Origin of the sequence: Litchfieldella anticariensis FP35 = DSM 16096 (assembly GCF_000409775.1) — a bacterium.
Classification (GTDB): domain Bacteria; phylum Pseudomonadota; class Gammaproteobacteria; order Pseudomonadales; family Halomonadaceae; genus Litchfieldella; species Litchfieldella anticariensis.
The window spans coordinates 97,791-111,433 of the sequence record NZ_KE332377.1 but is presented as its reverse complement, the minus strand read 5'-3'; the positions used below and the strand labels follow the sequence as shown (position 1 = coordinate 111,433).

16 protein-coding genes are annotated in these 13,643 nt (G+C 58.8%); 7 read left to right on the top strand and 9 right to left on the bottom strand.

All coding sequences use genetic code 11. The annotated features are described in order from the left end of the window. Positions 1-87: 87 nt before the first annotated feature. Positions 88-1,314, top strand: a complete 1,227-nt coding sequence (locus tag L861_RS00495; protein ID WP_016414561.1) for a Do family serine endopeptidase — start codon at positions 88-90, stop codon at positions 1,312-1,314. Positions 1,315-1,436: 122 nt separating this feature from the next. Here L861_RS00495 and hisD read toward each other — a convergent pair whose 3' ends face one another. From hisD to L861_RS00450, 9 genes are all read right to left on the bottom strand, one after another. Next, positions 1,437-2,759 carry a histidinol dehydrogenase gene (gene hisD / locus L861_RS00490; RefSeq protein ID WP_016414560.1) on the bottom strand — a complete coding sequence of 441 codons (1,323 nt, stop codon included), beginning with the start codon at positions 2,757-2,759 and terminating at the stop codon, positions 1,437-1,439. Positions 2,760-2,821: 62 nt separating this feature from the next. Further along, a complete protein-coding gene (hisG, locus tag L861_RS00485; protein ID WP_016414559.1) occupies positions 2,822-3,481 on the bottom strand; it encodes an ATP phosphoribosyltransferase in 660 nt (219 codons plus the stop codon). Between the two features lie 34 nt (positions 3,482-3,515). After that, positions 3,516-4,778, bottom strand: coding sequence for a UDP-N-acetylglucosamine 1-carboxyvinyltransferase (gene murA, locus L861_RS00480; RefSeq protein ID WP_016414558.1), 1,263 nt, complete (start codon positions 4,776-4,778; stop codon positions 3,516-3,518). 14 nt (positions 4,779-4,792) lie between these two features. Continuing rightward, positions 4,793-5,047 carry a BolA family protein gene (locus tag L861_RS00475; RefSeq protein WP_016414557.1) on the bottom strand — a complete coding sequence of 85 codons (255 nt, stop codon included), beginning with the start codon at positions 5,045-5,047 and terminating at the stop codon, positions 4,793-4,795. 112 nt (positions 5,048-5,159) lie between these two features. After that, positions 5,160-5,492 (bottom strand): STAS domain-containing protein, encoded by a 333-nt coding sequence (locus L861_RS00470; RefSeq protein WP_016414556.1) that lies wholly within the window; start codon positions 5,490-5,492, stop codon positions 5,160-5,162. Then, positions 5,489-6,151 (bottom strand): MlaC/ttg2D family ABC transporter substrate-binding protein, encoded by a 663-nt coding sequence (locus L861_RS00465; protein ID WP_027947703.1) that lies wholly within the window; start codon positions 6,149-6,151, stop codon positions 5,489-5,491. The genes L861_RS00470 and L861_RS00465 overlap by 4 nt, the downstream gene beginning before the upstream one ends. A gap of 34 nt (positions 6,152-6,185) precedes the next feature. Beyond that, positions 6,186-6,656: an outer membrane lipid asymmetry maintenance protein MlaD gene (gene mlaD, locus L861_RS00460; RefSeq protein ID WP_016414554.1), complete on the bottom strand. Its 471-nt coding sequence runs from the start codon at positions 6,654-6,656 to the stop codon at positions 6,186-6,188. Beyond that, positions 6,653-7,435, bottom strand: a complete 783-nt coding sequence (gene mlaE, locus L861_RS00455) for a lipid asymmetry maintenance ABC transporter permease subunit MlaE (RefSeq protein ID WP_016414553.1) — start codon at positions 7,433-7,435, stop codon at positions 6,653-6,655. Before mlaE ends, mlaD begins: the two co-directional genes overlap by 4 nt. Beyond that, complete coding sequence (locus tag L861_RS00450) at positions 7,432-8,244, bottom strand: ATP-binding cassette domain-containing protein (RefSeq protein ID WP_016414552.1); 813 nt, start codon at positions 8,242-8,244, stop codon at positions 7,432-7,434. Before L861_RS00450 ends, mlaE begins: the two co-directional genes overlap by 4 nt. A gap of 364 nt (positions 8,245-8,608) precedes the next feature. On the opposite strand from L861_RS00450, the gene L861_RS00445 reads away from it, so the two are divergent. The 6 genes from L861_RS00445 (at position 8,609) to L861_RS00420 (ending at position 13,607) form a co-directional block, all read left to right on the top strand. Next, positions 8,609-9,589: a KpsF/GutQ family sugar-phosphate isomerase gene (locus L861_RS00445; protein ID WP_016414550.1), complete on the top strand. Its 981-nt coding sequence runs from the start codon at positions 8,609-8,611 to the stop codon at positions 9,587-9,589. A 9-nt stretch (positions 9,590-9,598) separates the two neighbouring features. Beyond that, positions 9,599-10,156, top strand: coding sequence for a KdsC family phosphatase (locus L861_RS00440; RefSeq protein WP_016414549.1), 558 nt, complete (start codon positions 9,599-9,601; stop codon positions 10,154-10,156). A gap of 5 nt (positions 10,157-10,161) precedes the next feature. Beyond that, positions 10,162-10,752, top strand: coding sequence for an LPS export ABC transporter periplasmic protein LptC (gene lptC / locus L861_RS00435; protein WP_016414548.1), 591 nt, complete (start codon positions 10,162-10,164; stop codon positions 10,750-10,752). A 50-nt stretch (positions 10,753-10,802) separates the two neighbouring features. Continuing rightward, entirely contained in the window at positions 10,803-11,288 is a 486-nt protein-coding gene (gene lptA / locus L861_RS00430) for a lipopolysaccharide transport periplasmic protein LptA (protein ID WP_035567550.1), read from the top strand. A 9-nt stretch (positions 11,289-11,297) separates the two neighbouring features. Next, entirely contained in the window at positions 11,298-12,023 is a 726-nt protein-coding gene (gene lptB, locus L861_RS00425) for an LPS export ABC transporter ATP-binding protein (RefSeq protein WP_016414546.1), read from the top strand. A 174-nt stretch (positions 12,024-12,197) separates the two neighbouring features. After that, positions 12,198-13,607, top strand: coding sequence for an RNA polymerase factor sigma-54 (locus L861_RS00420; RefSeq protein ID WP_016414545.1), 1,410 nt, complete (start codon positions 12,198-12,200; stop codon positions 13,605-13,607). Positions 13,608-13,643 lie beyond the last annotated feature (36 nt).

Sequence of the window (13,643 nt, the reverse complement as noted above, 5' to 3'; positions counted from 1 at the left end):
CATGGCCTCAACAGCAGTGTTACAATGTCGCCATTGTAACGATTGCGGCAAATACCAGCGACCGCCCTGTCAACCAAGGACTCTTGCATGCGTCGAAACTTGATGCCTTACGTCTGGCCAACCATCAGTGGAATACTGCTGGCCATCGTGTTGCTTTATGCGTTTCCTGGCCTGATGGGAAGTGCCCCCTCCGAGCCACAGCCAACGGCCCCGGCACAGCCCACCGGCCAACCCCAACCAGTCGCACAGCAGGAAAGCGTTCGCTCCCCCCCTGACGTTGTCAATGCCGCCCCCATGTCCCGTGAGCAAGGGCCTGTCAGCTATGCCGATGCCGTGTCTCGCGCCGCTCCAGCCGTAGTCAATGTCTACTCATCGCGAGTGGTCGAGCAAGAACAGCATCCTCTGATGTCCGACCCGTTCTTCCGTCAATTCTTTGGTGACAACATGCCCCGTCGCCAACGTATGCTGTCGAGCCTGGGGTCCGGGGTAATCGTGAGCGCAGAGGGTTATGTTCTGACCAACCATCACGTGATCAGCGGTGCTGATCAGATTCAGGTCGCATTGCGTGATGGTCGCGAAACCCTGGCCGAGGTAGTCGGTACCGATCCCGAGAGCGATCTGGCAGTATTGAAAATCGATCTCGACGACTTGCCAGTCATCGCCATGGCCGACTCAGGTGAGGCCGTCGTCGGCGATGTGGCTATGGCTATCGGCAATCCTTTTGGGGTTGGCCAGACCGTGACCATGGGCATCATCAGCGCCACCGGGCGCAGTCATCTAGGTCTCAATGCCTACGAAGACTTCATCCAGACCGATGCCGCCATCAATCCTGGCAACTCAGGCGGAGCACTGATCAACCCTGAAGGTGCGCTGGTGGGTATCAACACCGCCATTTTTTCTCGTTCCGGAGGCTCTCAGGGAATCGGGTTCGCGATCCCCTCCAATCTAGCGCGGGGTATCCTCGAAGAACTGGTCACGCAAGGGCGAGTAATCCGTGGTTGGCTAGGGGTCGAAGCACAGGAAATGACCCAGGAACTGGCGGCTTCATTCGGTCTCAACAGTCTTGGGGGTGTGGTGATTGCCGGTGTCGTTCCCGATGGCCCGGCCGCCGAAGCCGGGCTACGACCGGGAGACGTATTGCTGAAAGTCGACGGCCGCCCCATTCTGGATCCACGTGTCGTCATGGCCGATATCGCTGCCATCGAGCCCGGTACGGAACTCCCAGTACAAGTGGTTCGCAATGGCCAACGCATGGATGTGACGCTTGAGGTCGGCGAGCGGCCAACACCGGAAATGCCCCAAACAGAGCGCTGAGCCGCTACCACTAGCACATTGACCAAGCCTCGCACATGGACAAGGCCTCGTCATTGACGAGGCCTTGTCATCTCCAGACTTGTGGCACCATGCCTTACCCAGTGGCAAGGATCGCGGGGAAATCAGTCCTTGATGCGATATTCAGCTGAGCGGGCGTGAGCGGTGAGTGATTCGCCACGCGCCAGCACCGCAGCCGTCCTGCCGAGCTGGGAAGCACCGTCGGGCGAACAGTGAATGATCGAAGAGCGTTTCTGGAAATCATAAACGCCGAGCGGGGAAGAGAAGCGTGCCGTACCCGAAGTCGGTAGCACATGATTAGGGCCGGCGCAGTAATCGCCTAGGGCTTCAGCCGTGTAACGCCCCATGAAAATGGCGCCCGCATGCCGGATATCAGGCAGCAGCGACTCGGGTTCCTCTATCGACAACTCCAGGTGCTCTGGTGCAATACGATTGATCAGTGCCACCGCCTCTTCGCGATCGGCACACAAGATCGTGGCACCTCGCGCCTTCAGCGACACCCGGATGATCGCCTCACGCTCCATGGTGGGCAGCAGTCTCGCCATGGCTGACTCAACTGCCGCAAGATGCTCGGCATCCCACCCCACCAGAATTGCCTGGGCATCCTCATCGTGTTCGGCCTGGGAAAACAGGTCCATGGCCAACCACTCGGGGTTGGTGCCACCATCGGATACCACCAGGATCTCCGAGGGGCCGGCAATCATATCGATTCCAACCTGTCCAAACACTGCCCGCTTGGCGGTCGCCACGTAGATGTTGCCCGGCCCGACGATCTTGTCGACACGCGGCACCGTCTCGGTACCATACGCTAGGGCTGCCACTGCCTGGGCCCCGCCGATGGTGAATACGTGATCGACCCCAGCCAAGTGGGCCGCTGCCAAGACCAGTTCATTGAGCACACCATCGGGGGTTGGCACCACCATGACGATCTCGCGAACCCCAGCGACATGGGCAGGAATGGCGTTCATCAACACCGAGGAAGGGTAAGCAGCCTTGCCGCCCGGGACATAGATACCAGCTCGGTCTAGTGGCGTGACCTGCTGACCGAGCACGCTGCCATCAGCCTCGGTATAGCGCCACGACTCAGGCCGCTGATGCTGGTGGTAGGCACGAATGCGCTCGGCGGCGGCAGCCAGGGCGTTACGTTGGTCTTCGGGGAGACCGTCGAAAGCCTTACGCAACCGCTCGGCCCCCAAGGTGAGTTCCTCCATGCTCGAAGCCGACAAACGGTCGAAGCGATTGGAATACTCGACCAGAGCGGTGTCACCACGAGTCTTTACAGCCTCGATGATCTCATCGACCCGTTGTTGAACCTCGCTACTGGATACACCCTCCCAACAGAGCAACGATTCCAGGCGAGCCTCGAAATCCGTCTCCCGGGTCGATAAGCGGGATATCTCCAGTTCACGGACAACACTATCGGTCATGGCATTCTCTGCTTGGTTATCTGTTTCAGTGACAAACGCCGACCCAAGACATCATGACCAACTCAGGCCGATACATCCTGAGAAGCCCTGCGCTTGGCGACAGCTTGGCGGAGTCGCTCGATCAAGGGTTTCAGCGTTTCATGCTTCATGGTCATGGCTGCTTTGTTGACCACCAGCCGAGTACTGATATCAGCAATCAACTCACGTGGCTCCATGCCATTGGCACGCAAGGTATTGCCGGTATCGACGATATCGACGATTTCATCAGCCAAATTCATCAGCGGTGCCAACTCCATGGCACCATAAAGCTTGATGACCTCGGCCTGAATACCCTGCTCGGCATAGTAGCGACGCGCCACATCGACGAACTTGGTGGCGACTCGGCGACGTGCTCGTGCCGGCTCAGCCCCTTTCACCCCGGCAGTCATCAAGCGACACTTGGCGATCTCCAAATCAAGGGGCTCGTACAAGCCTTCAGCACCATGTTCGAGCAGCACATCCTTGCCAGCGACCCCCAGGTCGGCTGCCCCGAGCTGCACATAAGTGGGCACGTCGGTGGCACGAATGATCACCAGCTTGACGTCCGGCAGGTTGGTGTCGAACAACAACTTGCGACTACCACCAAGATCCTCGGCTGGCTCGATCCCAGCATCAGCCAGCAACGGCAATGTTTCGTCGAGAATACGCCCCTTGGACAGGGCCAATATCAATTGCTTGTTCATAAGCGACTTCAGTTCGTGAATTAGGGGAGCGCTTTTAACCAGGCACGCGACGAATCCTGGCCCCCAGCAATTGCAGTTTCTCTTCGATGCACTCATAGCCACGGTCGATATGATAGATACGATCGACCAGCGTCTCTCCTTCGGCGCACATGGCTGCGACCACCAGCGATGCCGACGCCCGGAGGTCAGTGGCCATGACCGGTGCTCCGGATAGTCGCTCGACCCCACTGATCACTGCGGTATTGCCCTCTAGTGCGATCTTCGCGCCCATGCGATTGAGTTCCTGTACGTGCATGAAGCGATTCTCGAAAATCGTCTCCACCACACGACCGGTTCCTTCGGCTACGGCGTTGAGCGCCACGAACTGGGCCTGCATATCCGTGGGAAAAGCAGGATACGGTGCGGTACGTATGTTGACTGCCTTGGGACGCCGTCCTTGCATGTCGAGCTCGATCCAGCCCTCGCCACTGCTCACCTTGGCACCCGCTTCCTCGAGCTTGGCCAACACGGCTTCGAGAATGTCGGCTCGGGTGTTGCGAACCCGCACCCGCCCACCTGTGATCGCCGCAGCGACCAGAAAGGTACCAGTCTCGATACGATCGGGCATCACGTCATAATAACAGCCGTGTAAGCGCTCGACGCCCTCGATGACGATGGTATCGGTGCCATGGCCCTTGATTCTGGCGCCCATTTCGATCAGGCACTCGGCCAAGTCGACCACTTCCGGCTCACGGGCGGCATTTTCGAGCACTGTAATGCCATCGGCCAGCGTCGCCGCCATCAACAGATTCTCGGTCCCCGTCACGGTGACGGTATCGAAGAAAATGGTGGCACCCTTCAGACGGCCATCAACCCGAGCTCGAATATAACCTCCCTCGACCCGAATCTCCGCACCCATGGCCTCGAGGCCCCGAATGTGAAGGTCTACTGGTCGCGAGCCGATCGCACAACCACCGGGCAGCGAGACATCGGCGGTGCCGAAGTGAGCCAACAAGGGACCCAGCACCAGAATCGACGCACGCATCTTCTTGACCAGTTCGTAAGGTGCGTGGCAATCCCGTACTTGAGAGCCATCGAGCTCAATGGTCATTTTCTCGCCCATCACCGGCTCGACTCCCATCCGCCCGAGCAGCTCAAGGGTCGTGGTGATATCCTGCAGATGCGGTAGATTGCCGACGGTGACCGGCCCGTCAGCAAGTAACGTGGCACACAGGATCGGCAGCGCTGAGTTCTTGGCACCGCTGGCCCATACCTCACCATCGAGAGGGCCATTACCGGTAATGATCAGTTTGTCCATGGATGTCCGTTTCGTCAGGCCCCGGCGTTTTCCGGTGCGGTTTGCCACTGGGACGGGGTATACGCCTTGATACTGATGGCATGCAGCTCGCCGCTGGCAATCTCTTCGGAAAGCGCGCCGTAGATCAGTTGTTGGCGCTTGACTGGAGTGAGACCTTCGAAGACGTCACCCACGGCAATGACCTGAAAATTGCAGCCTTCGCCCTGGATATGAAACTCACAGCCGTCGATGCGGGCTTCGAGCAGTGCCTTGACATCACTGGGTTGCATGGAAAGGAGACTCCTTGCACACGATAGGTGGTCGGCGCCCTGTCATCAGGACGGAAAGCCCCCATGGTAATGAAAAGTGCCCGCAAAGGCGATGACAGACATGGATTGAGGATCAACCGGGTTCGGTCAGCGGCAGCAGGGCATCCAACCCGGCCACCGCTGTCAACCTTGCCAGTGGTGGTGATAACACCACACCACACACTTCCAGCCCTGCGGCTCGGGCGCCTCTAGTCCAGTCCAGCAGCACGCTCAATGCGGCGCTGCTGACCCGGTCGACGCCCCGCAAGTCGAATTGGACCTTCGCCCCCGGGGCTTGGGCTGCCAGCCAATCACGCCCCTTTGCTGCCAGCGCCGCCGCCGCTTCGAAGTCCACCTGGCCGGTAACAGCCAGCCCGGCATCTTCACTCTTCAGCCGCACTCCCTGCCGGTCGAGCAGCAAGGTCATGATGTGGCCCCTTCCTCGAGTTCCTCGACGCCAACCTCTGGCGACCAGCCATTGATCACTGCATCGTAGTCACGATTTTGCTCACGCATGGCCTGGTCGAACTGGTTACGGAAGGTCAACCCCAGGTTGATGCCATTGACGATGACATTCACGACCCGCCATTCGCCATTGGATCGACGCAGCGTATAACTTACCGGATAGACCTCACCGTTGGTGGCTACGACCTCCATGGTGACACTGGCCTGATCCTCGTAACGACGTTCTTGCTGATCATCGAGCACGCGCAACTCGCGATAGTCGAAAGTGACCAGTCCCTTGGCATAAGTATCGATCAATGTCTGACGGAAGGTATCGACGAAACGCGAGCGCTGTTCCGGAGTGGCATTGTTGAAGTAACGCCCCATTACGCTGGCACCGATATAGCGAAAATCGGCAACATCCACGAGACTGTCCTCAACCAGCGATTCGAGTTCCTCGATATTCTCGGCGAAGTAGTCCCGGCGCCCCTCAATCTGCCCCATCAATTCATCGATACTATTGCGAATCATCTGTTCGGGACGAGTTTCCTCCTGGCTATGAACCGGTAGAGCGATCAAGACCAGAGATAATGCCAGCAACACCGAGCGCCACATCCTAACCGCCATCGAGAATTGAGACATACCGTTTCCCAAGACCATACCATTGCCTCTCACTTCACTCATTGACCATGTTCGACACGAATTGCTGGATAAGCTCTTCCAGTACCAGCGCCGACTGCGTATCGCGGATGGTATCGCCATCGCTGAGGGTTTCGGGGTCCCCTCCCACCGACAACCCAACGTATTGCTCACCAAGCAAGCCCGACGTCAAGATCGAGGCTGTGGTATCACGAGACAGTTTCCCCTCGAGCTTGTCATCCAGTTCCAGGGTGACCTGAGCGTCATACCATTCGGTATTCAGTTCGATATTCACCACACGCCCGACATTGACCCCCGCCATGGTGACCCGGGCCCGCGGCTTCAGACCACCGACATTGGCGAAATTGGCCTGCAATTGGAACGTATCGCCCGCACCTGGCCCGGCCAGGTTGAGACCACTGACCCGCAGGCCGAGGAATATCAGGCCTGCGATGCCGGCCAGCATGAACAGACCAACCCCCAATTCCATCATCTTGCTGCGCTTCATCCCAGTTCTCCAAACATCAGCGCGGTCAGCACGAAATCCAATCCCAGCACGGCCAGCGACGAATACACGACCGTACGCGTCGTAGCGCGAGATATCCCCTCCGCCGTGGGAACCAGATCATATCCCTGGAAAACCGCAATCCATGTCACCACTAGGGCGAACACCAGACTCTTGACGATGCCATTGCCGATGTCAGCAATGAAATCGACGCTCTCCTGCATGTTGCCCCAGTAAGAACCATTGAAGACCCCTAACCACTCGACTCCGACCAGATAGCCCCCCCAGATTCCCACCACGCTGAACCCCACGGTAAGCAAGGGCAACGACACGAAACCTGCCCACAATCGCGGTGCCACCACCCGCCGCAGTGGATCGACACCAATCATCTCCATGCTGGAGAGTTGCTCGGTGGCCTTCATCAAACCGATCTCGGCCGTCAACGCCGATCCTGCACGCCCGGCGAACAGCAGCGCACTGACTACTGGGGCCAGCTCCCGCAATAATGACAGCGCCACCATCTGACCAAGCGCCTGCTCGGCCCCGAAATCGACCAGGATGGTATAACCTTGCAACGCCAGCACCATGCCAATGAACAGCCCCGACACCAGCACGATGGCCAATGACAGCACCCCGACGAAGTGCATCTGACGCAGCCACAAGTGCCAGCCTTCGCGAGACGGCACCCCTACGGAAGAGAGCCCCAGGAAGATACCGGCACGCCCAAGCGCCTCCAGAAGGTCGCAACCATACCGACCAAGCTGCTGGATACGTCCGATCATCGGTTCGCTCCCGCACTCAGGATATCGGTAAAGAAGTCGACCGCCGGATAATGGAAAGGCACCGGGCCGTCAGGCTCGCCATGCACGAATTGGCTGACGCGTGCATCCTGGTCGACATCCAGACTTTGAGGAGTGCCTTGGGCCATCACATGTCCATCAGAAATCACATAGACATAGTCGGCGATCGACAACGTCTCCTTGATATCATGTGACACGACTATTGCCGTCAGACCTAGCGCCTCGTTGATGCGCTTGATCAGTTGCACCAGCACTCCCATCGAAATCGGATCCTGTCCCACGAAGGGCTCATCGTAGAGGATCAATTCGGGGTCCAGGGCCATGGCGCGTGCCAACGCCACTCGTCGCGCCATGCCACCGGACAGCTCAGAGGGCATCAGATGACGGGCCCCTCTCAACCCGACCGCCTGCAGCTTCATCAACACCACATCGCGAATCATGGCGTCGGGAAGATCGGTATGCACACGCAAGGGGAAAGCCACGTTCTCGTAGACATCCAGATCCGAGAACAACGCACCGCTCTGGAACAGCATGCCCATGCGACGGCGCAAGCGGAACAAGGCACGACGTGACAACCCATGAACATTCTGTCCGTCGATCAACACGCGTCCCGCATCGGGAACGAGCTGACCACCAATCAGTTTCAGCAACGTGGTCTTGCCTGTGCCACTGGGGCCCATGATCGCCGTGATCTTGCCACGCGGAATCGACAAATCGACACCACGAAAGATATCCGTATCGCCGCGCGAAAAATGCAACCCCTCCACCACCACGAAGGGAGTGTCGTCCATGGTATCCTCAACCCTGACATAAATTATCGAACATCGTATCCTAACTTACCGCATTGCCGCCAGCCTGACCGCACTCGCCTTGCATCCTCGTTACATCAGGACGTTTAATGGGCTCCCTCGAATTACTAACAGCGGATGTTGTATCCCATGCTACCTCCTTCGATCGCCATCCCGGTCGGTCTCATTGGCCTGCGGCGGAGTACTGACCGCCTTGTCGGAGCTGTCACGGCCTATCAGGCCGGAGTGAGAGCCATGCTGGCGGGCCATGCCAGCTATCGGGGGTATTGACAGTCAACAGTGTGAACATCGCTTGAGCGAAATCGCACAACAGGCAACAATCACCCCCATGACTAACGATGCTTCCATGACACCCGACCAGGATTCTCCCTTTCGCGCCAGCGCACGACGCACCCTGCTCCTCGAACAGCAGGCCATCGATGCGCTGATCACAAAGCTCGGCGTGGATTTCGACCGCGCCTGCGAACTGATACTCGCCTGCCAAGGACGTGTCGTCGTCACTGGCATGGGCAAGTCCGGCCATATTGCTGGCAAGATTGCAGCCACGCTAGCCAGCACCGGCACTCCGGCTTTCTTCGTCCACCCTGGGGAAGCCAGTCACGGTGACCTGGGCATGATCACTCCCGGCGATGTAGTGCTGGCACTCTCGAACTCAGGGGAAACCAGTGAAGTCACCGCCCTACTGCCACTTCTCAAGCGCATGGGCACGCCCTTGATCAGCATGACGGGCCGACCGGCTTCTACCCTGGCCAGGCATGCCGAGGCCCATCTCGATGCTGGCGTCGAGCGTGAAGCCTGCCCGCTAGACCTAGCGCCCACCTCTTCGACCACCGCCGCTCTGGCGCTAGGTGATGCGCTGGCGGTTGCCCTACTGGAAGCCCGCGGATTCACGGCCGAGGATTTCGCTCTGTCACATCCTGGTGGCAGCCTTGGCCGGCGCCTGCTTCTGAAGGTCAGCGACTTGATGCACAGTGGTGACCGCCTGCCCAGTATCCCCTTGGGCAGCCCATTACGCGATGCACTATTGGAAATCACTCACCAAGGATTGGGATTCACCTGCGTGGTCGACGCAAATGGTCTGCTGGCGGGGGTCTATACCGATGGCGATCTGAGGCGCACCCTCGACCAGCATAGCGACCTGCGTACCCTCAAGGTCGATGATGTCATGACACGACCTGGCAAGCGTATCGGCCCGAATATTCTCGCTGCCGAGGCAGTTCGCGTCATGGAAGACAACCGTATCACGGCATTGGCCGTGGTCGACGACACCGGCAAGCCGATAGGCGCCTTGCATATGCATGACCTTTTGAGCAGCGGTGTCATCTAAGGAGCCCCTATGACCCTGGATACTTCCCTCGTCGATTCCGACCTGATCGACCGCGCCCGCCAGATTCGTTTGCTCGCTTTGGACGTCGATGGCGTGCTCAGCGATGGACGCCTCTACTTTCAGACCGATGGCCTGGAAATCAAGGCGTTCTACACTCAGGATGGTCACGGCATCAAGCTACTGAGACAAGCCGGCCTTGAAGTCGCCCTGATCACCGGCCGCGACTCACCAATGGTCAGCCGACGCGCAGCAGCGCTCGGCATCGACCATGTCCATCAAGGCCGCGACGACAAGCTCGACACCCTGCGTCAGCTCTGCGAACACTTGGGCCTGAGCCTTGACCAAACCGCCTATTGTGGCGACGACCTACCGGATTTGGCCGCTATCAAGCGCTGCGGGCTCGGCATCAGCGTCCCCAATGCCCCGGCTTATATTCGTTCCCACGCTGACTGGGTCACCGAACGCCAAGGTGGCCATGGCGCCGTTCGTGAAATCTGCGACGCCCTGCTCGAGGCTCAGGGACACTGGGGTGCCGTGGTCGACACCTACCTGCATGGCAAGCGTTGAATCTCATGGCGTTACGAATTCCACGTCCATCGCCCAGGCTATGGCTACTACTCATTCTGGTAGCCGTAGGTGGGATTTTGGCTCTATTCGAGGCCCAGGACACCCGCCGCCCCGGCCCGGTACCCTACGATGATGCCGGCGAGCCGGACTACTACTTGGAAGGCGCGAGTTTGACACGCTTCAACGCCAACGGTGTTCCTTATCAGAAGCTCGATACGCCGCGCCTGGTCCACACGCCTATCGACGACGTAACCCGGGCTCGAACACCGGTGGCACGTCTCTATGACGACCAAGGCCGCATCTGGTTCGGATATGGCGATACTGGCATCCTAGGGCCCGAAGGTCGCCACTTGACCCTCGAGGGCAATGCCAGACTCCAAGCCCCGGAGGAAGGCTGGCAGCTCGAAACCAACGTGCTTCACTTCGACACCGAAACCGGTCATGCATGGAGCAACACGCAAGCCTTGCTGCAACAACCACCCCAACACGTCCGTGGCGAACACTTCGATGCCTGGATCAATGAAAATCGCATGCGCCTGACCGATAATGTGCGCGGCTTCCATCCGCCCCAAGGCCAAAAGGAACAAGCACCATGACGCGACTTTTTCGCTCGCCATCCAAGCCTCGCTTCCCGAGCGGCCTGCTGATGGCTGGCATGCTGGCGACCTTGGCCGCGTTGCCTGTCCAGGCGCTGGAGAGTGACGCCAATGCCCCTATCGAGGTCACTGCCGATCGACTCGACCTCGACGAACACGCCGGCACAGCCATCTATACCGGCGACGTCGACATCCAGCAGGGCAGCATGCAGCTCACCGGCGAACGCGTCGAGATCTTGCGCAACGATGCCGGCGAGGTTACCCGTATCACCGCTACCGGTGATCGCGCTTATATCGAGCAACGGCCAGCCCCCGACGAACCCATCGTGCGTGGCTGGGGTCGCAAGATCATCTACCATGCCGCCGAACGGCGCGTAGAGCTGATCAATCAAGCCGAACTGCATCAAGCACACGACACCTTCGATGGTGGCTACGTGCAATACTACCTCGACAGTCGTACCGTTCAGGCCCGCTCCGATGTCGAAGGCCAGGAGCGCCAGCGCGTGCGCATGACCTTGAACCCCGAACAGGAATAAGGCTTGTCGATGAAGACCTTGAGTGCTCGACACCTCGCCAAGAGCTACAAACGACGTCGCGTGGTGCAGGATATTACGCTGTCCATCGATCAAGGCCACATTGTCGGCCTGCTAGGCCCCAACGGTGCTGGCAAGACCACCTCCTTTTATATGATCGTTGGCCTGGTTCGCGCCGACGCTGGCGAGGTATTCATCGACGACCACGACCTGTCCCATGCCGCCATGCATGAGCGAGCGCGAGCGGGGATCGGCTACCTCCCCCAGGAGGCTTCAATCTTCCGCAAGCTGTCGGTGGCCGATAACATCATGGCAATTCTCGAGACTCGCGGAGACTTGGATCGAAGCGGTCGTCAGGCACGCCTCGACCAATTGCTCGAGGAGTTCCACGTCACCCACCTGCGCGACAATCTGGGAATGAGCCTGTCTGGTGGCGAACGACGTCGAGTGGAGATCGCCCGGGCACTTGCCACGGAACCCGACTTCATCCTGCTCGACGAACCCTTTGCAGGGGTCGACCCCATTTCGGTGGGCGAAATCAAAGGCATCATCCGCCAATTGCGCAACCGCGATATCGGCGTCCTGATCACCGACCACAACGTGCGAGAGACGCTGGACATCTGCGACCGGGCCTATATCGTCGGCAACGGAAAGATCATTGCCGAGGGCAACGCCGAGGCCATACTGGGTAATCAGCAGGTCCGTGACATCTATCTGGGCGAAGACTTTCGACTTTGATCCCTTCGGCACCATCACTTCATTGCAACCTACTGATATTCCATCACAGGATAAGTTGTGGCACGTGAATTGCGTATGGCATATTTATTGCTTAGATTGAGGATTTTCAGGCTTGCAAGGCGCCCAGCAGCGGGATACCGTGTCGTTTCCATTTGTCAGTGATCCAAATTCGAAATGGCCATGAAACCCTCCTTGCAGCTTCGCGTCGGCACCCAGCTCACCATGACGCCTCAGTTGCAGCAAGCCATTGCTCTGCTGCAGCTCTCGACGCTGGACCTGCGCCAAGAAATCCAGCAAGCACTGGAATCCAATCCCATGCTGGAGCTCGACGAGGGATACGGCGAACTGGAGGTTACCGAAACACCCGAAGACGACTGGGCCAGCGAGATTCCCAGTGAACTCGCCGTGGACAGCGACTGGTCCGATACCTATCAGGACATGGCGCCAGCCAGCGGTGGCGACGCACCGGACTTCGAACGCAATGCCAGCGGCCAAAGCCTGCACGATTACCTGAGCTGGCAGTTGGCCATGATCGACCTGGGAGAACGCGAACACCTGATCGCTGAAAGTTTGATCGATGCCGTGGATCGCAATGGCTATCTCGACACCAGCCTCGATGACCTTTGTGACGGTCTGCGCGAACAAGGCCTGCCTGGACTGAAGAGCGCTGATGTGGAGCACGTGTTGTTGCGGCTACAGCAATTCGAACCCACCGGCGTCTGCGCTCGTGAGCTCCGTGAATGCTTGCTGCTCCAGCTTGGCGCCCTGCCCGACGACACGCCGTTGCTACCGCAAGCCAAGCGTCTGGTCAGGCAGTTTCTCGACGCACTGGCTGCCGATGACCGCAAGTTGCTAAGGCGCCGCCTGCGCCTGGAAGACGACCAGCTCGATGCGGTAATCGCCCTGGTGCGCTCCCTTGATCCACGCCCCGGATTGGCCTTCGACGATAGTGGTAACGATTACGTCATTCCTGACCTGATCGCCCGCCACAGCCACGAAGGATGGCGTATCGAGCTCAACCCGGATGCACTACCGCGCATGCGCATCCAGCCTGACTACGCTGCGTTAATCAAACGCGCCGACAAGAGCGATGACAATACCTTCATGAAACAGCACCTGCAGGAAGCACGGTGGCTATTGAAGAGCCTGTCGAGCCGCAATGACACCCTGCTACGCGTGGGACGTGAGATCATGTCGCGTCAACTTGACTTCCTCGAACACGGCGAAGAGGCCATGAAGCCACTGATACTCGCCGATATCGCCCAGGCCGTGGACATGCACGAATCGACTATCTCGCGCGTCACGACCCAAAAGTTCATTCATACCCCACGCGGCGTCTTCGAACTCAAATATTTCTTCTCGAGCCATGTCGGTGGTGAGGAAGGCGATAGCCACTCGAGTACCGCCATTCGCGCCCGCTTGAAAAAGCTTATTGGTGAAGAACCTCCCCGCAAGCCTTTGTCCGACAGCAAGCTGGTCGAGGCACTCGCCGCCAACGGGATCAAGGTCGCCAGACGCACAGTGGCAAAATATCGCGAGGCCATGGGCATCCCCCCCTCAAGCGAGCGCAAGCGCTTGTCGTGACAGGCGAATGACCGCGTTTTTACAAGTATGGGAAAA